Below are 26,317 nucleotides of genomic sequence, written 5' to 3' on the forward strand. Positions count from 1 at the left end.
TATTGGGGTGTCGAGTACCGAAGACGAACAGTTGGCGGATTTGAAGGACTGGTGGACACGCAACGGCAAACCTCTGGTAACCGGAGGCCTGTTGGCGCTGGTCATCGTGTTCGGCTGGCAGGCTTATCACAAGTATCAGAGCAACCAGTCGCAAGGCGCCTCGGTGCTCTATCAACAATTGCTGGAAACCACGCTGACCCCGGATGGCAAGCCTGACGCTGCCCGCGTTGCGGATCTGGCCGGCAAGCTCAACAGCGAATTCGGCGGCACCGCGTACGCGCAGTACGGCAGCCTGTTCGTGGCGAAAGTAGCGGTCGACAGCGGCAAGCTGGACGACGCCGCGACCGAACTCAAAGCCATCGTTGCCAAACCGGCCAACCCGGCGCTGGGCGAAATCGCCCGTCAGCGTCTGGCGCAGGTGCTGGGTGCGCAGAACAAGGCCGATGAAGCCCTGAAGCTGCTCGACGGTGATGCTGACAAGGCGTTCCTGGCCACTCGCGAAGAACTCAAGGGCGACTTGCTGGTTCAGCTGGGTCGTACTGACGAAGCGAACACCGCGTATCAAAAAGCCAAGGCGGCACTGTCGGATGAAGCGGCAGTCGGTGGCCTTCAAATCAAGCTCGACGACCTGGCCAAAGGGGATGCGTGACGTGATCCGTTGGAAGCATGCAGCATTGCTGGCTCTGGCCATTCTGGCCGCGGGTTGCAGCAGCAACAGCAAAAAAGAACTGCCACCGGCCGAACTGACCTCCTTCAAAGAAGAAGTCGTTCTGCAGAAGCAGTGGAGTCGTTCGATCGGTGACGGTCAGGGCGAAACCTACAACATGTTGGTACCGGCGATCGACGGTGACACCATCTACGCGGCCGACGTGAACGGCATCGTGATGGCCATGGATCGCAACAACGGCGACGTGAAGTGGAAAAAAGAGCTTGAACTGCCTGTTTCCGGCGCCGTTGGCGTGGGTTACGGTCTGGTCACGATCGGTACCCTCAAGGGTGAAATCGTTGCGCTCGACGCCATCAACGGCGAAGAGAAGTGGCGCGCTCGGGTTTCCAGCGAAGTCCTCGCGCCGCCGGCCAACAACGGTGACGTCGTGGTGGTACAGACTCAGGACGATCGTCTGATCGGCCTGGATGCCGCCACCGGCAACCGTCGCTGGATTTACGACAGCACCCCAGCGGTGCTGACCCTGCGCGGCACCAGCGCACCGGTCGTGACCAACCGCCTCGCGGTGGCTGGCCTGTCGACCGGTAAAGTGGTCGCCCTGGACATTTCCAACGGTGTGCCGGTCTGGGAACAACGGGTCGCGATTCCAACCGGTCGTTCGGAACTGGAGCGCGTGGTCGACATCGACGGCGGCCTGCTGCTGTCCGGCGAAACGCTGTACGTCGCCAGCTACCAGGGTCGTGTGGCAGCACTTGATCTGCAGAGCGGTCGCCAACTCTGGCAGCGCGATGCATCGAGCTATGCCGGTGTCGCTCAAGGTTTCGGCAACGTCTACGTGAGTCTGTCTTCGGGCACCGTTGAAGGCGTTGACGAGCGTTCGACCACTGCACTGTGGAGCAACGACTCGCTGGCCCGCCGTCAGTTGTCGGCGCCGGAAGTATTCTCCAGCTACGTAGCCGTCGGTGACCTGGAAGGTTACCTGCACCTGTTGAGCCAGGTGGACGGTCGTTTTGTGGGTCGTGAGCGTATCGACAGTGACGGCCTGCGTGCCCGTCCGCTGGTGGTGGGCAACACGATCTATGTGTATGGCAACAGCGGCAAACTGGAAGCCCTGACCATCAAGTAACAACTATGCTTGGGGTTAACGCCCCAGGCAGCTTCATTTGTGGTAGCGGGCTTGCTCGCGAAGGGCGTCAACGAAGACGCGTACAGCCTGATTAAACGCGGTGCTGCTACGGTCTTTCGCGAGCAAGCCCGCTCCCACAGTGTTGCCCCGAGCACCAGCCGCTGCCTCGCAGCGGCTTTTGTATTTTCTGAAATAACGAAGTGGAGAGCCGCATGGTTCCCGTAATCGCCCTGGTGGGCCGACCGAACGTCGGCAAATCCACCTTGTTCAACCGCCTGACCAGGACTCGTGACGCCATCGTCGGCGACTTGTCCGGTCTGACCCGTGATCGCCAGTACGGTGAGGCCAAGTGGCAAGGGCGTTCCTACATTCTGATCGACACCGGCGGTATCTCCGGTGACGAACACGGTATGGACGAAAAAATGGCCGAGCAGTCGCTGCTGGCCATTGAAGAAGCGGATGTTGTGCTGTTCCTGGTAGATGCCAAGGCCGGTTTCACCGCCGCCGACCAGATGATCGCCGAACACTTGCGCAAGCGTAACAAGCGTTCCCACGTGGTCGCCAACAAGGTCGACAACATCGACCCGGAAATGGCCCGCGCCGAATTCGCCCCGTTGGGCATGGGCCACGCGATCCCGATCGCCGGTGCTCACGGCCGTGGTATCACTCAGCTGCTGGAAGCGGCACTGAGCGATTTCCCGCGTGACGAAGACGAGCCACAGGAAGGCGAAGAGGAAGAGATCGTCGCCGAAGGCGAGGAAGCCAAGCGCATTCCTGGCCCGAGCGAAAAAGACGGGATCAAGATCGCCATCATCGGCCGTCCGAATGTCGGCAAGTCAACCCTGGTCAACCGCATGCTCGGTGAAGACCGGGTGATCGTCTATGACCAGCCCGGCACCACCCGCGACAGTATCTACATTCCGTTCGAGCGTAACGACGAGAAGTACACGCTGATCGACACCGCCGGTGTGCGCAAGCGCGGCAAGATCCACGAAGAAGTCGAAAAATTCTCCGTGGTCAAAACCCTGCAGGCGATCAAAGACGCCAACGTGGTGATCTTCGTGATGGACGCCCGCGAAGGCGTGGTCGATCACGACCTCAACCTGCTGGGCTTTGCCCTCGAAGCCGGCCGTGCGCTGGTGATCGCGATCAACAAATGGGACGGCATGACCCCGAGCGAGCGCGACTATGTGAAGGTCGAGCTGCAACGTCGTCTGTTCTTCGTCGACTTCGCCGATATTCACTTCATCTCGGCGCTGCACGGCACGGGCGTGGGCAACCTCTACGCCTCGGTACAGAACTCGTTCAAGTCGGCGGTGACCCGCTGGCCGACCAGCCGTCTGACGCAGATTCTCGAAGATGCGGTCAGCGAGCACCAGCCGCCGATGGTCAACAGCCGCCGGATCAAGCTGCGTTACGCTCACCTGGGTGGCGCGAACCCGCCGATCATCGTGATTCACGGTAACCAGATCGAGAAAGTGCCGAAGTCGTATGTGCGCTATCTGGAGAACACTTACCGCCGTGTGCTGAAGCTGGTCGGTACGCCGATCCGCATCGAGTTCAAGGGCGGCGAGAACCCGTACGAAGGCAACAAGAACACGCTGACCGACCGCCAGGTCAACAAGAAGCGTCGCTTGATGTCGCACAACAAGAAAGCCAGCAAGAAGCGCCGCGACAAGAAGTAATCAAGGTTGATTGTTCCCACAATTGCGTGGGAATGCTCAACCGCTTCTGTAGGAGCTGGCGAAGCCTGCGATCTTTTGACTTTGCTTTGAAGGCAGGATCAAAAGATCGCAGCCTGCGGCAGCTCCTACAGGGTTCGGCGATAAAGAAGGGTGCCCGGTTGGGCGCCCTTTTTTTATGGGCGCCGGATGGGCTATTCTCGGGCTCTCCCGCGCCGCCGTCAGAGCCGGGTGTAGAGCAGGGAACCCCTCGATGATCACCAGTAAGCTGCCGAATGTCGGCATCACTATTTTCACGCAGATGTCTCAGCTCGCGGCGCAGACCGGAGCGATCAACCTGTCCCAGGGTTTTCCTGATTTCGACGGCCCACAATCCCTGCGTGACGCGGTCGGTCGGCATATCGCCAGCGGCCATAACCAGTATTCACCGATGACCGGTCTGCCGGCGCTGCGCGAGCAGATCGCGGCGAAGATCGCGCGCAGCTATGGCGTGAAAGTCGATGCCGACAGTGAAGTGACGGTGACCCCAGGCGCGACCCAGGCGATCTTCTGTGCGATTCAGGCGGTTATCCACAGCGGCGACGAAGTCATCGTGTTCGACCCGTGCTACGACAGCTATGAGCCGGCGACGCAGTTGGCGGGCGGCCGCTGCGTGCATGTGCAACTGAACCCGAACGATTTCTCCATCGATTTCGACAAGCTTGCTGCGGCCCTCAGCCCGCGCACGAAAATGATCGTCATCAACACCCCGCACAACCCGAGCGGTGCACTGATCAGCCGTGCCGAACTGGATCAACTGGCGGAGTTGATCCGGGGTCGCGACATCTACCTGATCAGCGACGAAGTCTATGAGCACCTGGTGTTCGACGGCGTGCCGCATGTCAGCGTTCTGGCCCACGAAGAGCTGTATCAGCGCGCCTTCGTGGTCAGCTCATTCGGCAAGACCTATCACGTCACGGGCTGGAAAACCGGCTACGTGGTGGCGCCACCGGCGCTGACCGCCGAGCTGCGCAAGGTGCACCAGTACGTCAGTTTCTGCGGGGTCACGCCACTGCAGTACGCCTTGGCCGATTACATGGCCGAACACCCGGAGCACGTTGAAGAGCTGCCGGGTTTCTATCAGGCCAAGCGCGACCTGTTCTGCGATTTGCTGGCGCCGTCGCGCTTTACCTTCACCCGCGTCACCGGCACGTATTTCCAGTTGGTCGACTACTCGCAGATTCGCCCTGACCTGAATGACGTCGACATGGCGATCTGGATGACCCGCGAACATGGCGTGGCGAGCATTCCGGTGTCGGTGTTCTACCAGAATCCACCCGAAGGCCAGCGCCTGGTGCGCCTGTGCTTCGCCAAACGCGAGGAGACGCTGCGCGAGGCAGCGGCAAAACTATGCGTGATCTGAGTGCATTGCCCGATCTTCACCTGGCGCTGATCCAGACCAGCCTGGCCTGGCACGACCGTCAGGCCAACCTCGAGCACTTCGACGTGCTGCTGGAGCAGGCCCGCGGCGCCGACCTGATCATCCTGCCGGAGATGTTCACCACCGGCTTCTCCATGGGATCGGAAACCCTCGCCGAAGCCGAGCATGGCCCGACCAGCAAATGGATGAAGGCGCAGGCCGCGAAGCTCAATGCGGTGATCACCGGCAGCGTGATCATTCAGGCGGCTGACGGCAGCCATCGCAATCGCCTGCTGTGGGCGCGCCCGGACGGCGAAGTCTGGCACTACGACAAGCGCCACCTGTTTCGCATGGCTGGCGAACACCATCACTACACGCCCGGCGAGCGTCAGGTGCAGTTCGAACTCAAGGGTTGGCGCATCCGGCCGCTGATTTGCTACGACCTGCGGTTCCCGGTGTGGAGTCGCGACGCGCACGACACCGATCTGCTGCTGTACACCGCCAACTGGCCGGGCGCACGGCGTTTGCACTGGAACCGCTTGTTGCCGGCGCGGGCGATTGAAAACCTGTGCTATGTGGCGGCGGTGAATCGCATTGGCACCGACGGCAAGGGCTTCGCCTATACCGGCGACAGTCAGGTGCTGGATTTTCAGGGTGAAACGTTGCTGGCGGCGGGGGAGGCAGACGGGGTTTTCAAGGTCGTGCTGGAAGCCGCGCCATTGGCGGCGTATCGCGAGCGCTTTCCGGCCAATCTGGATGCGGATACCTTCGAACTCACTTGATATTCGCGACCGCTTTCGCGAGCAAGCCCGCTCCCACAGGTAGAACGCAATACCCTGTGGGAGCGGGCTTGCTCGCGAAGAGGCCCGATCAGACAACACAAAACCAGCAGGCATAAAAAAGGCCCCGGAGTTCACACTCCGGGGCCTTTTGGCATGTCAGCGAAGGCTTAAGCCGCTTTCGCTTCCGGCTGGCTCAGGGAGCGGTTCAGCGCACTGAACAGCGCCTTGAAGCTGGCGGTGGTGATGTTTTCATCGATACCCACGCCGTGCACCGCACGCTCACCGTTCACACGCAGCTCGATGTACGCGGCGGCCTTGGCGTTGGTGCCCGCGCCGATCGCATGTTCGTTGTAGTCCATGATTTCCACCGGAATCGGCAGACCGGCCACCAGGGCCTCCAGCGCGCCGTTGCCCTTGCCGCGCCAGTGCAGGTTGGTTTCGCCCTGACCCTGGCTCGCCACTTCCACTTCGACGGCGCTGTTGCCGTTTTCTTCCTGCAGGCGATGGCTGACCAGCGCGTACGGGGTATTGGCTTGCAGGTATTCGCTGATCAACAGCGAGTGAATCTGCTTGGCGGTCATTTCCAGGCCGAGGCGATCGGTCTCACGCTGCACGACCTGGCTGAACTCGATCTGCATGCGACGCGGCAGGCTGATGCCGTATTCCTGCTCCAGCAAGTAGGCGATACCGCCCTTGCCCGACTGGCTGTTCACACGAATCACCGCCTCGTAGCTGCGGCCGATGTCGGCCGGGTCGATCGGCAGGTACGGCACTTCCCACAGGGTATCCGGTTTCTGCTGGGCGAAGCCCTTGCGGATCGCGTCCTGGTGCGAGCCGGAGAATGCGGTGTGTACCAGGTCGCCGACGTAAGGGTGACGCGGGTGCACCTGGATCTGGTTGCACTCCTCGACGACTTTGCGCACGCCGTCGATGTCGGAGAAGTCCAGTTCAGGGTCGACGCCCTGGGTGTACATGTTCAGGGCCACAGTGACGAGGTCAACGTTACCGGTACGCTCGCCGTTGCCGAACAGGCAGCCTTCGACGCGATCCGCGCCAGCCATCAGGCCCAGCTCGGTGGCGGCGACGCCGGTGCCACGGTCGTTGTGGGTGTGCAGGCTGATGATCACGCTGTCACGACGATTGATGTTGCGGCCGAACCACTCGATCTGGTCGGCGTAGACGTTCGGCGTTGCGCATTCAACGGTGGCCGGCAGATTGAGGATCATCTTGTGCTCAGGCGTCGGATTCCAGACCTCGATCACCGCGTCACAGACTTCCTTGGCAAACTCCAGCTCGGTGGCGCTGAAGGTTTCCGGGGAGTATTCGAAGGTCCACTCGGTGTCCGGCTGCATCGCCGCGTACTTGACGAACAGCTTCGCCGCATTGACCGCGATGGCCTTGATGCCGTCCTTGTCCTGGTTGAAGACGATGCGACGGAAGGAAGGCGAGGTGGCGTTGTACAGGTGAACGATGGCTTTCTTCGCCCCGCGCAGGGATTCGAAAGTGCGCTCGATCAAGTCTTCACGGCCCTGGGTCAGCACCTGAATGGTGGTGTCGTCCGGGATGTGGCCTTCTTCGATCAGGGTACGCACGAAGTCGAAGTCGGTTTGCGAAGCGGCCGGGAACGAGGCTTCGATTTCCTTCACGCCGACTTGCACGAGGGTTTTCCAGAAGCGCAGCTTCTTCACCGCGTCCATCGGCTCGATCAGCGACTGGTTGCCGTCACGCAGGTCGGAGCTGCACCAGATCGGCGCGGCGTCGATGGTTTTCGACGGCCAGGTGCGATCCGGCAGATTGATGACGGGGAACGCGCGGTATTTCGAAGACGGGTCTTTGAGCATGCTCATCGGGAAAATCCTTATTGTCTGGGCCGAAAAGAGGCGGCCTGCCGGTGGAACGAATGTTCGGGGAACAGCTTGGGACGAGGCGCAGCGATTCAGCCCGGCAGTCGTGCGCTGACGAGGCACAGACTGCGGTGCTGGCGAAGCTGAATAAGGGTGTGAGAGGTTTTCATGTCTTCAACCCTAACCGCGAGGGGAGAGGATGGCAAGCAGTCGAAAAAAATTGAGAGGAATACTCGAAAAGCGAGGTTTTGCGCGATTTTATTGTGCTTCAGGCGAATGATCGTGTTGATGTTTGCGCGGGGGTTGATTGGGGCGCAATTGAAACTGGTGGGGTGTCAGCAGGATTTACGGTGTGGGATGGGCCGCCTTCGCGAGCAAGCCCGCTCCCACAGTGTCCGTGTCGTACACGAATATTATGTACACCCGAGAAACCTGTGGGAGCGGGCTTGCCCGCGAAGAGGCCAGTGGCCTCAACACAAATTCAGGGCTGAAATGCACCAATGAAAATCGCCGGATCCACCCGCGCATCGTTCAGGCTGATGTTCCAGTGCATGTGCGGCCCGGTCGCCCGCCCGGTCGAGCCGACCTTGCCCACCACCGCGCCACGGGCCAGTTGATCGCCGACCTTCACGTCGATTTTCGACATGTGGCAGAACATGCTGATAAAGCCCTGGCCGTGATCGACAAACACCGTGTTGCCGTTGAAGAAGTAGTTGCCGGTGAGAATCACTTTGCCCGCCGCCGGGGTCTTGATCGGCGTGCCGGCCGGCACCGCAAAGTCGAGGCCGGCGTGTGGGTTGCGCTCTTCGCCATTGAAGAAGCGGCGCACACCGAACTTGCTCGACAGCGGCCCGTTGACCGGTTTGTCCAGCAGCAGGTTGCTCGGGGTGTTCGGGCTGAAGCTGCGGTAAGCCTTGATCTGCTCGGCCAGTTCGCCCTCGATGCGCTTGAGGTTGGCCGGGTTCGGATTGACCTGCTGAGTGTTCTTCAGGGTGATGTGCTGTTCCGGGTATTTCTTGGTGCCGACGGTGAACGGCAGATTACGTCCGCCACTGCTGATCTGCTGACTGCCGGGTTTGACCGTCAGCGGCACACCGACAATCGCCAGCCAGTTGTTCTGTTCTTTCACCACCAGCACCGGTTTGCCCTGATAGGTGGCTTTAGGCGCCTGCGTGGCGCTGCCCAGATCAACCACGGCCACGCCGCCCGGCACCGGTTTGTTCAGCAGGCGGGTGATGTAGCTGTCGGCGTGGGCATTGAAGGTGGTCAGGCACAGCAACAATAACGGAGCGAAAAAACGCGGCATGGATCAGTCCAGTAAAGAGAGGGTGACGGGCGTCAGGTGGTTGTCCTCGACGCGCACTTGCAGTTCGCCTTCGCCAAGTTTGGCCTTCAGGCGCTGCCCGTTGTGGGTCTGCGCGGCGTTGCGGATCGCCTGGCCGCGTTCATCCAGCAGAATGCTGTAACCGCGGCCAAGCGTCGCCAGCGGACTGACCACATGCAGCGTCTGCATCTGGCTGTGCAGTTGCAGGCGACGGCTTTTCAGGCCTTCGCGCATGGCTCGCGGCAGGCGTTCGGCGAGGCTGTCGAGGCGTTGGCGCAGCATCGCCAGTTGGCGTCCCGGGTGTTGCCCGGCGAGGCGGGTTTCCAGACGGATCAGGCGTTCGCGGCGGGTATTGAGCTGGCGCTCGAACGCCCGGCGCAGGCGCATGTCCAGGTCATCCAGGCGTTGCGCTTGCTGACGCAGGCGTTCGCCGGGATGACGCAGACGGCGGGCCATGCCTTCGAGGCGCAGGCGATCGCGCATCAAACGGTCGCGCATGCGCATCACCAGACGTCGGTGCAGGCTTTCGACCTGACGGATCAGGTGACTCGAATCCGGGGCCAGCAATTCGGCGGCAGCGGAGGGCGTTGGGGCGCGCACGTCAGCCACGAAATCACTGATCGACACGTCGGTTTCGTGCCCGACCGCGCTGACGATCGGCGTCACGCAGGCATCGACCGCGCGGGCCACGGCTTCTTCGTTGAAGCACCAGAGGTCTTCCAGCGAACCACCGCCGCGGGCAAGGATCAGTGCGTCGAAACCACGAGCGTCGGCCAGTTTCAGCGCGCGGACGATTTGCGCAGTGGCTTCGCGCCCCTGCACGGCGGTCGGAATCAGCGTCAGTTGCACCTGCGGCGCCCGGCGGCGGAACACGCTGATGATGTCGCGAATCACCGCGCCGGTCGGCGAACTGATGATGCCGATGCGTTGCGGATGCGCCGGCAGCGGCACTTTGCGTTCGGCGCTGAACAGGCCTTCGGCGCTGAGTTTTTCTTTCAGCGCATCGAAGGCCAGGCGCAGCGCGCCGTCGCCGGCCGGCTCCACGGTATCGAGAATCAGCTGATAGTCGCCACGGCCTTCGAACAGCGAGACCTTGCCGCGCACCTTCACGGCCAAGCCGTCCTTCAGCGCCTGACGCACCCGCGCCGCATTATTGCGGAACAGCGCGCAACGCACCTGCGCACCGCTGTCCTTGAGGGTGAAATACACGTGGCCGGACGCCGGGCGGGCGAGGTTGGAGATTTCGCCTTCGACCCAGATGTTGCTGAACACGTCTTCGAGCAACACCCGCGCGCGGCCGTTGAGCTGGCTGACGGTCAGAACTTCACGATCCAGGCCAAGTCTTGCAAAGGGATCTTTAATCATGGGGCGCAGTTTAAAGGCATTGTCGCCGTCATTGCACGATCCCTGTAGGAGCTGTCGAGTGAAACGAGGCTGCGATCTTTTGATCTGGTTTTTTTTGAGATCAAGATCAAAAGATCGCAGCCTTCGGCAGCTCCTACAGGGGGTGGGTGAAGGTCTGGATGAAGTGTTGCACCAGTGGCGTGGGGTTTTGCCGGTAGGCGAGGGCGACGGTGCTTTGGCAATCGGCATCACTCAGCGGTAGAAATCGTACGCCGCTGGGCGCGATGTCCTGCATCGACTCGGGCAGCAGGGCAATTCCGAAACCAGCCTGGATCAGCTGCAACTGCGTGGTCTTGCGCGACATCACCCGCGCGGCTTTGGGGAAAAAGCCCTGACGCATGCACAGGTCAGCGCACAAATAACTGAGTCCGCCGCGCTGCGGATGCGGGATCGAGATGAACGCTTCGTCCTTCAGTTGCGCCAGTTCGACAGCGGATGAATCGGCCAGCGGATGATCGCTCGGCACCGCCAACAGCAGGCGCTCGGTGAACAGATGCACAACCTGAATGCCCTCACGCTGACGCAACACCGGCAGGCGCAACAGACCAATGTCGAGACGTCCTTCGGCGAGTTCCTCAAGCTGCGCCTCGGAGGACAGTTTGCCGATGTCCAGCGACACGCCGTGCTGCTGATCGAGATAAGTGCTGATCCGACGTAATAAGTGCCCGCTGATCGACACGGTGCTGGAATGACTCAGACGCAAAGTACCCAATTGCCCGTTACCGACTTCGGTCGCCATCGCGCTGGCTTTGCTCAGTTCATTGAGCAGGTTTCTGGCTCGCGGCAAAAACGCCTCACCTGCCGCCGTGAGTCGGGGCTGGCGTGCGGTGCGTTCGAACAGCGGGGTTTGCAGGCGCGCTTCCATGTCCTTGATCTGCCGGCTCAGCGCCGACTGCGCGATGAACAAGCGTTCAGCCGCAGCGCTGAAGCTGCCGCATTCGGCGATTTCCACGAAATAGCGCAGTTGACGGGTTGAAAGCACCAGGTATGCCTTTTCGAGATGGGTGGGCGACTTTGATCATATTAGTCGCAAGGCTTGGCGCTGGCTAAAGTCATCACAGGCTTATAAAGGAAGCGGACCGATGAGCGTGGCGGGGTTGTTGAGCGAGTGGACGTGGGGCGCGGGCGGCTGGGCGGTGATCGGGTTGGGCATCGCATTGGCCTATATCGTCTTCGGGATTGCCGGATTCGGTACCGCACTGGTCGCGGGGCCGATTCTGATTCTGTTCATGCCGTTGTCGAAAATCGTGCCGCTGCTGGTGCTGCTGGATTTCATCGCGGCGTTCGGCAATCTGCTGCCTTCGCGCCGGGACGTGGCGAAACCCGAGTTGTTGCGGCTGTTGCCGTGCATGGCGGTGGGATGCACGTTGGGGGTGATTTTCCTGCTTAACCTCAAATCCGATCTGTTGCTGCTGTTGATGGGGCTGTTCATCAGTGCTTACGCGATTTACAGCCTGTGGGTCAAAGCCCGGCCGACGCAGCTGTCCGCCGCATGGGCGCTGCCGATGGGCACGGTGGGCGGGCTGTTTGGCGCGCTGTTTGGCAGTGGCGGCTTCTTATATGCGATCTATCTCAACAGCCGTTTGCCGAAAGATGCGGCGCGGGCCACGCAAAGTGCGCTGATCAGTTGCAGCACGGTGGTGCGTTTGAGTTTGTTTGCGATCGCCGGGGTGTATGCCGAGCTACCCTTGTTGATGCTGGCGGTGTGTCTGTTGCCGGCCATGGCGCTGGGGCTGTGGATCGGGCGGCGTTTGACCATGAAGTTGTCGCGCGAGGCGTTTGTGCGATTGGTGACGTGGCTGGTGCTGGCGAGCGGGATTGCGTTGATCGGGCGCTACATTATTAGTATGGCGTGAGCACTTGACCGGATTTCGTCAGGGATTAAGCTGCCGGCCTTCAGGGCCCCTTCGCGAGCAAGCCCGCTCCCACAGGGAATTGCATTTCAATGTGGGAGCGGGCTTGCTCGCGAAGGCGTCAGAAGCCATACCGCAGGACTTTCCATGAATTCGCAAAGCATCATCGTCCCGAAAATCTCCACCCTGCCGGTCCACGAACCCCGGGCCCGGGCGATCGTGCGCTGGCTGGTGCGCAAGAACATCATCGAAGAACAGCTGACTACCTGCGGCCGCACTGGCAACCGCATGGCCCATGCGATTGCCGACGGCGCGCGTGCGGTGGTACTGCATCCCGAGGCACTGCCTTTCGGTGAACCGATCAATGGCCTGGAGATCATCGTCAAGCGCTGCATCTACACCCCGGCCAAGGGTTTTCTCGAAGAAGCCGGGTGCGCCGAGTGCCGCCGCGAAGTCGGCGAAGCGCTGTTCGAGAGTCTGGAAGACTGGATGCCCGGGCGCACCGATAACTTCACCTGCCCGGAATGCGGGCATGAAGACGATATCAACGGCTTTCTGTTCTTGCAGGAATGTGCGTTTTCCAACCTGGGTTTCATCTTCAACAACTGGCTGGAAGCCGGTTTCAAGCAGAGCTTTATCGATGAGTTCGCCGATTGGCTGGATCAACCTGTCTCTTGGGTCAAGGTGGAGCTGTAGCGGCCGCGGTTCCCGTACATCAGTAACATCGATAATAGACAGAGTTTTACGTTGAACAGCAGGGGGTGTCTGACTATAATGGCGCGCTTCCATTTTCCCGCTCGGGAGCCCCCGCGATGCTGCGTATCAGCCAAGAAGCTCTGACATTCGACGACATTCTCCTAGTGCCCGGTTATTCCGAGGTGCTTCCTAACGAAGTCAGTCTCAAGACCCGCCTTACCCGTGGCATCGAGCTGAATATTCCTCTGGTTTCTGCCGCCATGGACACCGTCACTGAAGCCCGTCTGGCAATCGCCATGGCTCAGGAAGGTGGTATCGGTATCATCCACAAGAACATGACCATCGAGCAGCAAGCTGCCGAAGTGCGTAAGGTCAAGAAGTTCGAAGCCGGCGTCGTCAAGGATCCGATCACCATCGAGGCTGATGCCACGGTACGTGACCTGTTCGAACTGACCCGCATGCACAACATCTCCGGCGTTCCGGTGCTGCACGATGGCGACCTGGTCGGCATCGTCACTTCCCGTGACGTACGCTTCGAAACTCGTCTGGAAGCCACCGTACGTGAAGTGATGACGCCTAAAGAGCGTCTGGTCACCGTCCGTGAAGGCGCCAACAAGAACGAAGTCCGCGAGCTGCTGCACAAGCACCGTCTGGAAAAAGTTCTGATCGTCGATGACAAGTTTGCCCTCAAAGGCATGATGACCGTCAAAGACATCGAAAAAGCCAAAGCCTACCCGCTGGCCAGCAAGGACGATCAAGGTCGTCTGCGCGTTGGCGCAGCTGTCGGCACCGGTAAAGACACCGGTGACCGCGTTGCTGCGCTGGTCAACGCCGGTGTGGACGTGGTGGTGGTCGACACCGCACACGGTCACTCCAAAGGCGTGATCGACCGCGTTCGCTGGGTCAAAGAGAATTTCCCTGAAGTGCAGGTGATCGGCGGCAACATCGCCACCGGCGCTGCCGCCAAGGCTCTGGCCGAAGCTGGCGCCGACGCAGTCAAGGTCGGTATCGGCCCTGGCTCGATCTGCACCACCCGTATCGTCGCCGGTGTCGGCGTGCCGCAAATCAGTGCCATCGCCAACGTCGCCGCTGCCCTTGAAGGCACTGGCGTGCCGTTGATCGCCGACGGCGGCATCCGGTTCTCCGGTGACCTGTCCAAGGCCATCGTGGCCGGTGCGTCCTGCGTGATGATGGGCTCGATGTTCGCCGGTACTGAAGAAGCGCCGGGCGAGATCGAACTGTTCCAGGGCCGTTCGTACAAGGCGTATCGCGGCATGGGTTCGCTGGGCGCCATGTCCCAGGCTCAAGGTTCCTCCGACCGTTACTTCCAGGACTCCTCGGCAGGCGCCGAGAAACTGGTTCCGGAAGGGATCGAAGGCCGTGTGCCGTACAAAGGCACCCTGACCGCGATCATCCACCAGTTGATGGGCGGTCTGCGTTCCTCGATGGGTTACACCGGCAGCGCCGACATCGAAGAAATGCGTACCAAGCCTGAGTTCGTGCGGATCACCGGTGCCGGTATGGCCGAATCCCACGTTCACGACGTGCAGATCACCAAGGAAGCGCCAAACTACCGCGTAGGTTGATGCTTCAAGCAAATCGTTAAGCAACCGGGGCTGTTTTATTCAGCCCCGAGTTGTTTCTGAATCACGACTGTTTCTGAATTACTTAGACGAGACTGAATCATGGCCCTCGACATTCACGCTCACCGCATCCTGATCCTCGACTTCGGTTCGCAATACACCCAACTGATTGCCCGCCGCGTGCGCGAGATCGGTGTGTACTGCGAGCTGCACCCGTTCGACATGGACGAAGAGGCGATCCGCGAATTCGCGCCTAAAGGCGTCATTCTCGCCGGCGGCCCCGAGTCCGTACACGAAGCCAACAGCCCGCGCTGCCCGCAAGCGGTGTTTGACCTGGGCGTGCCGGTTTTCGGTATCTGCTACGGCATGCAGACCATGGCCGAGCAACTGGGCGGCAAGGTTGAAGGTTCCGAATTGCGTGAGTTCGGTTACGCCCGCGTTGACGTGGTCGGCAAGAGCCGCCTGCTCGACGGCATCGAAGACCACATCGACGCCGACGGCCTGTTCGGTCTCGACGTGTGGATGAGCCACGGTGACAAGGTCACCAAGATGCCGGAAGACTTCCACATCCTCGCCAGCACCCCAAGCTGCCCGATCGCCGGCATGTTCAACGACGAACGCGCTTACTACGGCGTGCAGTTCCACCCGGAAGTGACCCACACCAAGCAGGGCGGTCGCATCCTGTCGCGCTTCGTGCTGGACATCTGCGGCTGTGAAGCCCTGTGGACTCCGTCGAAGATCGCTGAAGACGCCATCGCCAACATCCGCGCACAAGTCGGCACCGACAACGTGCTGCTGGGTCTGTCCGGCGGCGTTGACTCCTCGGTGGTTGCGGCACTGCTGCACAAGGCCATCGGCGATCAGTTGACCTGCGTCTTCGTCGACAACGGTCTGCTGCGTCTGCACGAAGGCGAGCAAGTGATGGCCATGTTCGCCGAGAACATGGGCGTCAAGGTGATCCGCGCCAATGCTGAAGAGCAGTTCCTCAACAACCTGGCCGGCGAAGCCGACCCGGAGAAGAAGCGCAAGATCATCGGCCGTACCTTCATCGACGTGTTCGATGCCGAATCCTGCAAGCTGGACAACATCAAGTACCTGGCGCAGGGCACCATCTACCCGGACGTGATCGAGTCGGCTGGCGCGAAAAGCGGCAAGGCCCACGTGATCAAGTCGCACCACAACGTGGGTGGCCTGCCGGAAGAGATGAACCTGAAACTGGTCGAGCCACTGCGCGAACTGTTCAAGGACGAAGTCCGTCGTCTGGGTCTGGAACTGGGCCTGCCGTACGACATGGTCTACCGTCACCCGTTCCCGGGCCCGGGTCTGGGCGTACGCATCCTTGGTGAAGTGAAGAAGGAATACGCCGACCTGCTGCGTCGTGCCGACCACATCTTCATCGAAGAACTGCGCAAAGCCGACTGGTACCACAAGGTCAGCCAGGCCTTCGTAGTGTTCCAGCCGGTGAAATCGGTTGGCGTGGTCGGCGATGGCCGCCGTTACGCGTGGGTCGTGGCCCTGCGTGCCGTAGAAACCATCGACTTCATGACCGCACGTTGGGCTCACCTGCCTTACGAACTGCTGGAAACCGTTTCCGGCCGCATCATCAATGAAATCGAAGGCATCTCCCGCGTCACCTACGACGTGTCGAGCAAGCCGCCGGCGACCATTGAGTGGGAATAATGCCCTCGGCCTCAGGGCGGATCGGTTGAAACAAAAAACGCCTGGTGCTTATGCATCAGGCGTTTTTTTTGGGGTTCTATTAGTGCTTCGGAGCGAACGGCCACTCAGTGAGACTTGCTGGCATTTTTGGTGGGAGCACTGGAGCAAGGGGCGTAGTTCTCAATCGATCGCTAAGACTGGCGTACGTATCAGAGAAACTGTGATCGAATCAAATCTGTATCGAACGGTGTTATCCCTTGCTCAGGCGCAAACACTGCATTTGCTTGCTCCGGCGAAGCAACTCGTTCCCCGCGTGCTCGTACATGCAAGTCGAACAGCGTTGCCAAATCCGGCCGTGGCGTATGAACCAAGGCCCGCAGCATCAACGATACCCCACTGAGATTGTTCCCGACGTTGTTCCACCGCGGCGACGAAGTGAGTCCCAGATCGGCCCAAATCGTGCGTCGTTCCTGTAAATCCATCACGAAGGGCAGACAGATAATTGTGTCGGATGCGATATCGACACGGTCGAACACGGTTCGCGGCTCGAATACTTCACCCGATGCCGTATCGGTGCGGGCCATCCAGCCAGCGAAGCATTCTGGAAGATCGCAGTACGGTTGTGTGGTGTATGAGTTGATGGACGTGACGACGTAGCGAATACCTCTGTCGACGAGGGCATCTACATCGAGGTCGATGAACTCCGACGCGCCGTCGGGCGCGTCGGTGATGTCGCCGCTGTGGCAACCGCCGAAATCCTTCAGGTTGTAGTACGCGACCGTTTGCTTGAATACGAAGTCGGCGTCGAAAAAAGCGGCGGACAAGTCAATATCCGTGCGCCCGGTGCCATTCTTCCACCACAAGAACAGGCGAATGAAGCGTGCATCAGGCATAGGCAACCGACTGCCTCGCACCAGCGTACGTAGCGATTTCGACGATGCTCGCTGCGCCAGCGGCACCTTGTATTCGCGTAATGCGGGATCGATGAAACAGCGACCGAGTGGCGGCAGCGATGCAAAACGCGTTACAAGCGCGTTTTCGCAGATTCGGGCTGCGCGAGCCAACACTTCGGCGGTGAGAGGTTCGCGGTGATCCTTGATGCCATAGACCTTGGCGAGTGCGCCTTTTGGGGTGAAGGCGCGCAGGGACAGGGGGCGTGGAGCGCGTACCTGGGCGAGCAACTGCAGCAGGACAGGTGAGGACACTTGTGTTGCAACAGCCTCGAATGCGTCGAGAACCGACTCGGGGTTCGTCGCGCGCCGCAGGCTCACGTCCAGCCGTCGTGCGAATTCACCGGGACGGCTCTGTAGTAAGGGCGTGAGCGTGGCGATGTCGCGCTGGGCCAGCAGTGTTTCGACACGTGAACCAAAGGTGGCTGGCGCTTCGTCGCGGCGCGCAGCCGTGATCGCTTCGAGTGCTCGTGGGTACTTATCGGCGTAGTCGCCCGGATGCAGCACTTCAGCCAGACGCTTCCAGCGCTCGGCGTGGCGCATCACATCTTCTGTAGCATTGGGTATTGAGTCGAGCAGGCGTAATAACAGACGGCGCATCGAGCGCTTCATCGCTTTGAAACGTGTCGTAGCTGTCGCAAGTGACACGTCACCTCCACTCAGGGCGACCGCGAGTCGCAGCACATCCGTCGCCGTTTCGACGTTGCGCTCCAGGAATGCGTCCACCCGCGCGTCACCGGCTACATGCAGTATAAGTGCGCCGCCAATCTGTGCACGTATCTCCCGGAAAGGGATGGCCTCGGGCAGCAGACGGAACACATCACTTTTGTACTCCCTGACGAACCAGACAACATCAGCCGTTTCCTCTTCGGAAAGTGAAGTGCGTGATGAAACCAGCGGCTCGAGCAGTGACTCGAACTCATGGACGCTTCCCGGTTCAATAACCCAGTGTATGAAGTTGCCTTCAAGCAGTGGAGGTCGAGATTCTTCAGTCGGTGGTAGGCGCTTAAGCGTGAGGTAATGCATGACCGCGTTAAGATACAACTCCGCCTCTGTGGCCCTCAGAACCTGTTCTGGAAAGTCAGGATAGAACGGCCGGTGATGCACATGCGCGCCACTCCTCCGCCGAAGGATTTCAACAATGCCATGCAACCAGTGCTTGAGCTCCGTCGGTGACAACATGCCGATCTGCTCTATCAGGGTTTCTGATAGTACACACCGGAACGCCGCGACCTCCCGGATAGCCGACGCGACCTGAGCGCGGGTTGCACCGCCAGTACCCACCGGTACGTGAACTTTGCTACGGCGACGCAGGAATAGCTCCTGATTCATGCTTGATTTTCTCCTTGGGTCGTCGTCGTGAGCGAGCCGCAGCATCATGCCTGCAACTGATATGAAAACGCCTGCTAGAAGCAGGCGCGGTGTGGAGAGCGGAACCCCTAGTTCATAGGGGGTTAGAAGGAAGGTGTTCCATAGCCACGGAGGCATTCTACGTAAGGTTTTCGATTTTTGTCAGGTCGTTGCTTCTCTCAACGGTAACAAGCTGATTCACGATATTAATGGGGGAGGAACGACAAGTCGCTTGTCTATCATCCAGGCGGATATTGGCGTTATTGACCAACTGTGGCTTCAAGGGCGGCGACTTTCCAAGCCGGCATTGACCAGCACCCACTAGCAACAAACACCTTGAAGCCCGCGTAATTGCGGGCTTTCTGGTTTTTGGGTTTGGCGTTTTTGGCAATCACGGCCATCCGGCAATAGCACACTTGCCCTATAGCTAAGTCGATCTTCGCTCCCTAAGCTGGAAGCGTCTTCTATTGATTGAAGTACAGCCACTGTCTTGACGGATAACAAAGTCATGCGTGTTGATCAACAACATCGCGTCGAGCTCCGTTGCTCGTCATCTCCATAATTCCTGAAATACATGCAGGTAAGCGTATGTCGCCAACACATGGAAAAGCGTTTAGAAACGGAATTGCGCTGTGTCTGATGACGGGACTTTTAATCGGCTGCGCAAACTCAAACGATTTAATGGGATCGTTGAATCCCAATGGCGTAGGTGCGAAGAAATATGACGAAGCTTATCTAAAGACCACCATCATTCGTGGCAAGACCACCAAGAGCCAGATATCCCAGTTATTTGGCCCTCCCATGCAGGAGGCGGCAGACTCGGACACTATAACTAACTGGACTTATGTGAAGAGCGAGGAAGGGGTCGAGAAGTATATGAATCTCGCCCACAGATTCGTATCGCCCGAGACAGGTGGCCAAATTGCACAGGTTTCGTCCCATGTCTCCAATGCGCAGGGAACATTGAATGAGGTGGGCAGCGTGACCAGTGGCAAAACCACGCGCCAAGGCATTGTTTTGACCATCTATTTTGAAAACGATGTTGTTCAGAACTACAGCGTTGCACGTTGATTGATTCTGCACGGTTCAACGACTGGTAACTGCGACGAGTCGAGCCAACCGAATTGATCCAGTGCGAGCTGTAAAGGCTTGATCGCTGCAACCGAAAAGCCGTGTGAAATGCGTTTCACACGGCTTTTTGCGTTTTTGCGCTACAGCGGTTTTGACCAGCCGCCCAGTTGCATGCCCATGTCATCCAGTGCCTGCAGCAGCGCTTTCATGCTCGGGTAGCGTTTACCGCTCACCGAAGGCCAGCCGGGGCGTTCGATGTAGAAGCGCTTGCCGTCGGTCTCGATGATGGTCCGTACCAGCTCTCGCGTGCGACTGCGATGCACGATGAAGGTCATGTTGGGTTGCTGCTTCAGGGAGTACATGCCGTAGCGCGGCAATACGGTTTCGAATTCCGTCATGGTGTGCGCGGTCCAGGGCGTTTCCATCTGCAGGCGCAGGTCGCCCCTGACCAGTGCCGAGCGATCATGCTCGGTACCGCCCAACGGCAGGATTTTCCCCGGGTCGATTTCGATGCCCCGTGCAGTCCCTTCGGGGACATCCTCGACGCGAATGCCGATCGCCTCTTCCAGTTCGCTGACGCCGGCCACGCCTTCAAAACTGTTGGAGTGGGAATTGCCCATCAGCGCCACCCATTTGTGTGCGCCCCGTGCAGCTTGGTCGGCGCGTATCACCAGGCGGGCAAAGTAATTCATCATTTTCTGCCGCGCCGCCTCATCGCCGGACGGAATGTCCATGCCGTTGAGGCGATAACTTGCCATGCAGTCGATGGCTTGCACGTGGATCCCCTGTTTTCTGGCTTCCCTGACCAGTTCCAGAAACGTGTAGCGCTGCAGCGGATCGGTCATGTTGCCGACGTCGAGCGCCTTCAGATACGCCTCGAGTTTTTTCGGCATGTTGCCGGTCTGGAAGAACTCGTCCAGTGCGGCTTGATGGAAGTCCGTCAGCAAATGCTCCATGTACAGGCTCTTCACCTGTTTGCTCGCCAGCAACGCCATGTTCTCGATCAGCCATTGCTTGCTGCCAACCGCGGTGTGGCTTTCACCGATCACCAGGCCCCGGGCATGTTCGAGGATTTTCTCGATGATCTCCTCGGCGGTCGCGTCGGCTGCCAGGGTGGGGACGGGAGGGCGTTCGGGCAGGCGCAAGGTGCTGTAGAAATCCCGGGCGTCGCGGTACAGGCGTTTACGGATGCCCTTGAAGTCGCGGTAGGCATCGAACTCGTTCAGGCTGTCGTAGAAATCACGCAATGCTTCGTCATTCAGGCCGTCCGCGCCTTCCTCCAACTCCGTTTTAAGCGGCGCCGGCATGTCGTACTGCGAGGCGGGCAGGGCGAGCACCGGTCTGCGGCTGCTCGATCCGGCCGTCACCGCAGGCTTGCCACCGCCACTGAGGCCGGCGCGGGGTATGGTTTCCCATTCGCCCTGAGGGTTCAGGCGTACCGGGATCGAGCGAGTAAAGCCGTGGGGATGCTCGGGATCAATCACAGCCCAGTGTCCGCTGCCGTTGATGTCGGTTTCGTAGCGTACGTAATAGGCGGTGTCGTCGATCGAGATCGCGGTCGAAGGATTCGAATCGAGCAGATAAATGCCCTGGAATTTTCCTGGCTCGTTCACCGGAGTAATCCCGTCCAGCAACTCATTGGCCTGCCAGTTCGGCGGGATGACTGGCCGCGGAGTGTCTTCAAGCAGCGTTGTGGCGCTCGCCTGAGGCCAACCCATCGGCTTCAGGCCTTTTTCGATCAGCGCCTGTTTCAACTCGTCCAGTGTGTCCACGGTCAGCGATTCAGGGGGCGGCGCCAGCGGTGTATCGAGGTTGAGCCTGCCAGCGGGGGTGATTCTGATCGCGCTGTCAGCCATGTGGCGTTCGGCATTGCGGTAGACCACCAGCAGGCTGCTGCGGTAGCGCTGAAACGTGAACATTCCCGGTTCCGGCAACAGTGCGCGCAGATTTTGCGGCGTGCGGTATGCCCACGGCGTTTCCATTTGCACCCGCCAGTCGCCCTTGATCAGGTTTTGAATACTGTCGGGATCGCTCAGGCCTCCGGCAATTTCCTCGACCGGGGAGTCAGGGTAATCGGCGTATTCCACCGCCAGCCCAGGGTCACTACCGATGGCTTCGGCTTGCCCCGGCGTTACATCGTCGATGCGTACACTCAAGGCCTCGGTCTGCTCGCTGATGCCTTGATAGCCGCGAAAGGCGCTCATGTTTTCCTGATTGACCAATGCCACCCATTTGCCCGGGCCATTGAGTTCCTGATGAAAGCGAATGACTTCGCCGGCAAAGAAGCTGCGCGCCATCTGGTTGTTGGGGAAGGGCTGCAGCGAATCTTTGTTGATGTTGTAAGTGGTCGACAGGTCGATCGCCTGAAGTCGGATGCGCTGGGCGTTGGCGGCCTTCACCAGCGCCATCAGGTTGAATTTGCCGTCCGGGTCGTTGCCGGCCCGGAAGTCGATTCTGTTCAGGTAGTCTCGCAGTTCCTCGGACATTTCCCCGGTGCGGGCGAACGCATCCAGATCCAGTTGATTGACGTTGGCCAGCAACTCTTGCAGGTACAGGGTCTTCACACCGCTGCGGGCGAGATGCGGCATGTGTTCGATCAGCAGTTTCTTGCTGCCGATGCTGCCGCGGCTTTCACCGATCACCAGCCCGGGTTTCTCCGCCAGCGCGACGTCGAACAATTCGCTCGGGGAGGCGACGGGCTCCGGCGGCAGTACATGCAGGCGTGGAGCCGGCGGGTGCAGTTCATACCAGGCGTTGGCATCGCTGATCAGCGTCGCACGTGCTTGTTCCTGCGCCAGGTCGAACTCGCTTAACGAGATCACCTCATGCGCATGCGGCATGAGTGCATTGCCTGCTTCGGTTTCGGGCCTGATCACGCTGTGCATGTCGATGCCGCCCAGGGTCCAGGCGCGGCGGAACTGGGCTTGCAGATCCGGACCGCCGAGCGCCCAGGCGCGCATGTCGGGATCATCGAGTCCGGGAACATGGATGCCCGGCGTTTGCGCCCATGGTTCGACGGCGGGACCGCTCGCTTCACTGCCACCGGCGATCATGGGGATATCGAGACCGCCGCGAAGCCCCAACCTGGGCGCCACCTCCCAGGCACCGTCAGCGTTCAGCCGGACGGGGATCGAGCCGGAAAAGGCGTCGGGCCGGGCGGGATCAATGATTGCCCAGTTGCCACGTCCATTCAGGTTTTCTTCAAAACGCACGTAGTAGGCGCTGTCACCAAGGCTGATTGCGGATGAGGGATTGGATGCCAGTCGATGGATACCACGAAATTTGCCCGGCTCGCTGATCAGCGTGTCCTCGCCCAAGACCCGGTTGATCTTGAACGATTGCGGGATGTCCGTGGCAGGTGTCTGGGCTACGGGAAGATCAGTCGGGATCGAGGGCGCCTGCACCGCCGGTGGTGCAGGTTCAGGTTGATTGCTCTCGATCAGGTCGGCCATTTCCGCCGCTTCGGCGGCATCCACCTCGGGGCCGACTTCGACCAGCGATCCCGGGCCCTTGAGGACCAGCAGGTTGAACAGCATGTCGATGCCGCTGAGGACTGCACCGAGGATTCCGGCCTTGCGCTCGGTGGCGGTTTTGCCATTGACCGCCTGATCAATATTCAAGCCCATGTTGGCAATGCTGGCGCCAATCACCGGCAATGCGATTGGCCAGCCGACCACGGCCATCGGCCCGAACACCTTGACCCCGGCGCTGAGGTAGCCGATCCACAGTTTCTTGCGCTGGTCGCCATTGGAGGTCAGGGACAGGCTGGCCTCGGCAAACATCGCCGCGCGGGTCGAGTCGCTCAGCCAGGTGAAGGCGTCGCCGCTGACCGCGAGGTTGTCCTGATTGATCAGCGAGTGGTCGTAGCGGCCCCACGTTGCTACCAGGCGATTCATCAGCTCGCCAAGGTTGGCGTTGATCTGCTGCCGGTCGGCCAGCGAGAAATGCGCAAGGAATGTTTCGCGGGCAGCGCGTTTGTTCATCCGCTGCAGGATCCAGAAGTGCAGGTCGGTGGCGGTTTCCAGCACCTGAAAGGCGTCGCTGTCACCGGGCAGATAGAGGATCTGCCGACCCTGGGGCGCGACGAAACGCAGAACGTTGATCGCGGCGTAACCGTCCAGATCCAGCCTGCGCACGCTGTTCGGACAACGCTGTTGTGCCTGCAGCATGGCCAGGTTCACCGGCCAGGTCAGCGGGCCGATCACCGCTCGCGTGACGAACAGAAAATCCGCGTCGCTCAGCTGACGTTGGTCCCGCGCCTGCAGGGCTTTGATCAGGAAATTGCACTTGGCCAGGGTACGAAAGTCGCTGCCGCTGGAGTTCCAGAATGCGTTCAGTTGATCGTCGTACAGCGCGCTGAAGTCGATGCTCCAGAAGTCCTTGAGCACGTCGTTGCCGTGCAGGCGCACTTCATTGCGCTCATCGAAGGTGCGGGCCTCGGGGCCGGCAGTGTAGAAGCCGCCATAGACGTCGAGCAGGTCGGCGTTGTCCTGATCAGCGACGCGGAAGCGGTGAATCACCAATTGGGTCAGGGTCATGCTTGAAGTGGGCGTGGCGTGCACATGCTCCCAGCCGGTGAAGGCTTTCGAACTGCTTTGCGAGGCGTCGAAGCGGTGGAAATACACTTGATCCGGGTCGAGGCCGTGAACCTGGTATTTGCTCAGCAAGTCGTTGGCGACCTGTCGAGCGGCATCCTGCAGGCTCGGGCAGGTCTGGATGACGGTGGCGGCAATCGCCTTGAGCGCGGCCTTGTCGGCGGCGTTGGGCATCGGGCTTGGCATGTGGTTGAACTCTCTATCCATGAGAAACGGGTGGCACAGGATCGCCCGGCTGTTCGATGCATGTGCACTACATAGTTATGTCACTTGAGCGCTCGAAATCGTGTACGCGCGAGGCGCAACTGCGTCCATCCGCCGCGCTGCCCTTACTGTTTCGCAATTGCAGGTGTATCGTATTTGCCTTTTGCGGGCCCGGCGCCCGAAGCAGATACGTGAGGTAGTTGAGTTCATGTCCTTTACCCGTCGCCAAATCCTCGGTGGCCTGGCCGGTCTTGTTGTCGTTGGTGTCGGAGCAGGAGGCGCGTCGCGCTACTGGCTGGGCAAGATGGCCGATGCTGACGCGGGCCACGACTACGAGCTGATCGCGGCGCCACTGGACGTTGAATTGGTGCCAGGGCACAAGACCGAGGCGTGGGCGTTCGGCCCGTCGGCGCCGGGCACTGAACTGCGCGTGCGTCAGGGCGAGTGGCTGCGGGTGCGTTTCATCAACCACCTGCCGGTGGCGACCACCATTCACTGGCACGGCATTCGTCTGCCGCTGGAGATGGACGGTGTGCCGTATGTCTCGCAACTGCCGGTGCTGCCCGGTGAATATTTCGATTACAAATTCCGCGTGCCGGACGCCGGCAGCTACTGGTATCACCCGCACGTCAGCAGCAGCGAAGAGCTGGGACGCGGGCTGGTCGGGCCGTTGATTGTCGAAGAGCGCGAGCCGACCGGTTTCAAGTACGAAAAGACCCTGAGTCTGAAGAACTGGCACATCGACGATGAGGGGCATTTCGTCGAGTTCAGTGTTCCGCGCGAAGCGGCGCGTGGCGGTACGGCGGGGCGGCTGTCGACCATCAACGGCGTGCCCTCGCCGGTGATCGAATTGCCGGCCGGGCAGATCACCCGGGTGCGTTTGCTCAACCTCGATAACACGCTGACCTATCGCATCAACATCCCCGGCGTCGAAGCGCAGATTTATGCGCTGGACGGCAACCCGGTCGAGCCGCGGCCGCTGGGCAAGGAGTACTGGCTCGGCCCGGGCATGCGTATTTGCCTGGCGATCAAGGCGCCGCCGGCCGGTGAAGAGTTGTCGCTGCGCAATGGCCCGGTGCGTCTGGGGACTTTGCGCTCGGTGGCCAATAACGATGCGCCGACCGAATGGCCGAAAGCCTTGCCCGCCAACCCGGTGGCCGAGCCGGATCTGGCGAATGCCGAGAAACTCAACTTCAATTTCGAATGGGTCGGTTCGGTGTCGGTGAATGTCGACAACGGCAAACCGCCGAGCCTGTGGCAGATCAACGGCAAGGCCTGGGACATCACTGACAAGACCTGCGCCGATCGGCCGATTGCCAGCCTGAAACTGGGCCAGAGCTACATCTTCGAACTGAAGAACATGACCCAGTATCAGCACCCGATCCACTTGCACGGCATGAGCTTCAAGGTGATTGCGTCGAACCGGCACAAGATCACCCCGTACTTCACCGACACCTACCTGCTGGGCAAGAACGAGCGTGCGCAAGTGGCGCTGGTGGCGGATAACCCGGGGGTGTGGATGTTCCATTGCCACGTGATCGACCACATGGAAACCGGCCTGATGGCCGCCATCGAGGTGAAGTGATGCGCCAGATTCGCCCCGCCGCGATCATCGACCGCAGCCGTGACCGCGATTTCATGCGTGAAGCGCTGGCCCTCGCCGAGCAAGGCGCAGCCCTGGGCGAAGTGCCGGTGGGCGCGGTGCTGGTGCAGGACGGCGAAATCATCGGGCGTGGCTACAACTGCCCGATCACCACCAGCGACCCGAGTGCCCATGCGGAAATGGTCGCGATCCGCGCCGCTGCGCAAGCCGTCAGCAACTATCGCCTGCCCGGCAGCACGCTGTACGTAACGCTGGAGCCTTGCAGCATGTGCGCCGGGCTGATCGTGCATTCGCGCATCGCGCGGGTGGTGTATGGCGCATTGGAGCCGAAGGCCGGGATTGTGCAGAGTCAGGGACAGTTTTTTACCCAGGGCTTTTTGAATCACCGGGTGTTGTATGAGGGTGGGGTACTGGCCGAAGAATGTGGTGCAGTGCTGACCGAATTCTTCCGCGCCCGGCGCGCAAAGCCATCTGAATAAACACCACCCCCAACTGTAGGAGTGAGCCTGCTCGCGATAGCGTCAA

General features: G+C 60.3%; 18 protein-coding genes. 12 read left to right on the plus strand and 6 right to left on the minus strand.

The window, feature by feature from the left end; all coding sequences use genetic code 11:
• Nucleotides 1–7 precede the first annotated feature (7 nt).
• From AC27VU_RS26380 to AC27VU_RS26400, 5 genes are all read left to right on the plus strand, one after another.
• The gene (locus AC27VU_RS26380) at nt 8–649 is read left to right on the plus strand and encodes a tetratricopeptide repeat protein (protein WP_003227886.1); all 642 of its coding nucleotides are present in this window, start codon (nt 8–10) and stop codon (nt 647–649) included.
• Nucleotides 642–1,793, plus strand: a complete 1,152-nt coding sequence (bamB, locus tag AC27VU_RS26385; RefSeq protein WP_045122617.1) for an outer membrane protein assembly factor BamB — start codon at nt 642–644, stop codon at nt 1,791–1,793. Before AC27VU_RS26380 ends, bamB begins: the two co-directional genes overlap by 8 nt.
• Nucleotides 1,794–2,005: 212 nt before the next feature.
• Nucleotides 2,006–3,478, plus strand: a complete 1,473-nt coding sequence (gene der, locus AC27VU_RS26390; RefSeq protein WP_003227884.1) for a ribosome biogenesis GTPase Der — start codon at nt 2,006–2,008, stop codon at nt 3,476–3,478.
• 250 nt (nt 3,479–3,728) lie between these two features.
• On the plus strand, nt 3,729–4,877 hold the full coding sequence (locus AC27VU_RS26395) for a pyridoxal phosphate-dependent aminotransferase (protein ID WP_201136662.1): 1,149 nt from the start codon (nt 3,729–3,731) through the stop codon (nt 4,875–4,877).
• On the plus strand, nt 4,865–5,656 hold the full coding sequence (locus AC27VU_RS26400) for an amidohydrolase (protein WP_488725235.1): 792 nt from the start codon (nt 4,865–4,867) through the stop codon (nt 5,654–5,656). Before AC27VU_RS26395 ends, AC27VU_RS26400 begins: the two co-directional genes overlap by 13 nt.
• A 167-nt stretch (nt 5,657–5,823) precedes the next feature.
• Here AC27VU_RS26400 and leuA read toward each other — a convergent pair whose 3' ends face one another.
• From leuA to AC27VU_RS26420, 4 genes are all read right to left on the minus strand, one after another.
• Nucleotides 5,824–7,503 (minus strand): 2-isopropylmalate synthase, encoded by a 1,680-nt coding sequence (gene leuA / locus AC27VU_RS26405; protein WP_003227879.1) that lies wholly within the window; start codon nt 7,501–7,503, stop codon nt 5,824–5,826.
• A 478-nt stretch (nt 7,504–7,981) separates the two neighbouring features.
• The gene (locus AC27VU_RS26410; RefSeq protein ID WP_488725236.1) at nt 7,982–8,806 is read right to left on the minus strand and encodes a peptidoglycan DD-metalloendopeptidase family protein; all 825 of its coding nucleotides are present in this window, start codon (nt 8,804–8,806) and stop codon (nt 7,982–7,984) included.
• A 3-nt stretch (nt 8,807–8,809) separates the two neighbouring features.
• Complete coding sequence (gene xseA, locus AC27VU_RS26415) at nt 8,810–10,189, minus strand: exodeoxyribonuclease VII large subunit (RefSeq protein WP_103484068.1); 1,380 nt, start codon at nt 10,187–10,189, stop codon at nt 8,810–8,812.
• Nucleotides 10,190–10,322: 133 nt separating this feature from the next.
• The gene (locus AC27VU_RS26420; RefSeq protein ID WP_488725237.1) at nt 10,323–11,210 is read right to left on the minus strand and encodes a LysR family transcriptional regulator; all 888 of its coding nucleotides are present in this window, start codon (nt 11,208–11,210) and stop codon (nt 10,323–10,325) included.
• 100 nt (nt 11,211–11,310) lie between these two features.
• Between AC27VU_RS26420 and AC27VU_RS26425 the strand changes: the two genes are divergently transcribed.
• The 4 genes from AC27VU_RS26425 (at nt 11,311) to guaA (ending at nt 16,040) form a co-directional block, all read left to right on the plus strand.
• The gene (locus tag AC27VU_RS26425; protein WP_488725238.1) at nt 11,311–12,084 is read left to right on the plus strand and encodes a sulfite exporter TauE/SafE family protein; all 774 of its coding nucleotides are present in this window, start codon (nt 11,311–11,313) and stop codon (nt 12,082–12,084) included.
• A 144-nt stretch (nt 12,085–12,228) separates the two neighbouring features.
• Nucleotides 12,229–12,777, plus strand: coding sequence for a sugar ABC transporter ATPase (locus AC27VU_RS26430; RefSeq protein ID WP_262142193.1), 549 nt, complete (start codon nt 12,229–12,231; stop codon nt 12,775–12,777).
• Between the two features lie 116 nt (nt 12,778–12,893).
• Nucleotides 12,894–14,363: an IMP dehydrogenase gene (gene guaB / locus AC27VU_RS26435; RefSeq protein ID WP_003227866.1), complete on the plus strand. Its 1,470-nt coding sequence runs from the start codon at nt 12,894–12,896 to the stop codon at nt 14,361–14,363.
• Nucleotides 14,364–14,462: 99 nt separating this feature from the next.
• A complete protein-coding gene (gene guaA, locus AC27VU_RS26440; RefSeq protein WP_003227864.1) occupies nt 14,463–16,040 on the plus strand; it encodes a glutamine-hydrolyzing GMP synthase in 1,578 nt (525 codons plus the stop codon).
• Nucleotides 16,041–16,228: 188 nt separating this feature from the next.
• Here the strand turns inward: guaA and AC27VU_RS26445 are convergent, their stop codons facing one another.
• Entirely contained in the window at nt 16,229–18,301 is a 2,073-nt protein-coding gene (locus AC27VU_RS26445; protein ID WP_488725239.1) for a TerD family protein, read from the minus strand.
• Between the two features lie 561 nt (nt 18,302–18,862).
• Between AC27VU_RS26445 and AC27VU_RS26450 the strand changes: the two genes are divergently transcribed.
• The gene (locus tag AC27VU_RS26450; protein ID WP_232324056.1) at nt 18,863–19,390 is read left to right on the plus strand and encodes a hypothetical protein; all 528 of its coding nucleotides are present in this window, start codon (nt 18,863–18,865) and stop codon (nt 19,388–19,390) included.
• Between the two features lie 140 nt (nt 19,391–19,530).
• Here AC27VU_RS26450 and AC27VU_RS26455 read toward each other — a convergent pair whose 3' ends face one another.
• A complete protein-coding gene (locus tag AC27VU_RS26455) occupies nt 19,531–24,171 on the minus strand; it encodes a dermonecrotic toxin domain-containing protein (RefSeq protein ID WP_488725240.1) in 4,641 nt (1,546 codons plus the stop codon).
• Between the two features lie 226 nt (nt 24,172–24,397).
• Here AC27VU_RS26455 and AC27VU_RS26460 point away from each other — a divergent pair, with 226 nt between their 5' ends.
• A complete protein-coding gene (locus AC27VU_RS26460) occupies nt 24,398–25,774 on the plus strand; it encodes a multicopper oxidase family protein (protein WP_226501212.1) in 1,377 nt (458 codons plus the stop codon).
• Complete coding sequence (gene tadA / locus AC27VU_RS26465; protein ID WP_103522385.1) at nt 25,774–26,271, plus strand: tRNA adenosine(34) deaminase TadA; 498 nt, start codon at nt 25,774–25,776, stop codon at nt 26,269–26,271. The genes AC27VU_RS26460 and tadA overlap by 1 nt, the downstream gene beginning before the upstream one ends.
• Nucleotides 26,272–26,317 lie beyond the last annotated feature (46 nt).

This window comes from Pseudomonas sp. 14P5.3.2 (assembly GCF_057799175.1).

What these genes read in the sequence shown, in the direction of transcription:
- AC27VU_RS26430 (WP_262142193.1), top strand. Translation starts at nt 12,229, where the DNA reads ATGAATTCGCAAAGCATCATCGTCCCGAAAATCTCCACCCTGCCGGTC.
- AC27VU_RS26460 (WP_226501212.1), top strand. Translation starts at nt 24,398, where the DNA reads ATGTCCTTTACCCGTCGCCAAATCCTCGGTGGCCTGGCCGGTCTTGTT.
- AC27VU_RS26455 (WP_488725240.1), bottom strand. Translation starts at nt 24,171, where the DNA reads ATGCCAAGCCCGATGCCCAACGCCGCCGACAAGGCCGCGCTCAAGGCG.
- bamB (WP_045122617.1), top strand. Translation starts at nt 642, where the DNA reads ATGCGTGACGTGATCCGTTGGAAGCATGCAGCATTGCTGGCTCTGGCC.
- AC27VU_RS26410 (WP_488725236.1), bottom strand. Translation starts at nt 8,806, where the DNA reads ATGCCGCGTTTTTTCGCTCCGTTATTGTTGCTGTGCCTGACCACCTTC.
- guaA (WP_003227864.1), top strand. Translation starts at nt 14,463, where the DNA reads ATGGCCCTCGACATTCACGCTCACCGCATCCTGATCCTCGACTTCGGT.
- xseA (WP_103484068.1), bottom strand. Translation starts at nt 10,189, where the DNA reads ATGATTAAAGATCCCTTTGCAAGACTTGGCCTGGATCGTGAAGTTCTG.
- leuA (WP_003227879.1), bottom strand. Translation starts at nt 7,503, where the DNA reads ATGAGCATGCTCAAAGACCCGTCTTCGAAATACCGCGCGTTCCCCGTC.
- AC27VU_RS26395 (WP_201136662.1), top strand. Translation starts at nt 3,729, where the DNA reads ATGATCACCAGTAAGCTGCCGAATGTCGGCATCACTATTTTCACGCAG.
- tadA (WP_103522385.1), top strand. Translation starts at nt 25,774, where the DNA reads ATGCGCCAGATTCGCCCCGCCGCGATCATCGACCGCAGCCGTGACCGC.
- AC27VU_RS26400 (WP_488725235.1), top strand. Translation starts at nt 4,865, where the DNA reads ATGCGTGATCTGAGTGCATTGCCCGATCTTCACCTGGCGCTGATCCAG.
- der (WP_003227884.1), top strand. Translation starts at nt 2,006, where the DNA reads ATGGTTCCCGTAATCGCCCTGGTGGGCCGACCGAACGTCGGCAAATCC.
- AC27VU_RS26425 (WP_488725238.1), top strand. Translation starts at nt 11,311, where the DNA reads ATGAGCGTGGCGGGGTTGTTGAGCGAGTGGACGTGGGGCGCGGGCGGC.
- AC27VU_RS26445 (WP_488725239.1), bottom strand. Translation starts at nt 18,301, where the DNA reads ATGAATCAGGAGCTATTCCTGCGTCGCCGTAGCAAAGTTCACGTACCG.
- guaB (WP_003227866.1), top strand. Translation starts at nt 12,894, where the DNA reads ATGCTGCGTATCAGCCAAGAAGCTCTGACATTCGACGACATTCTCCTA.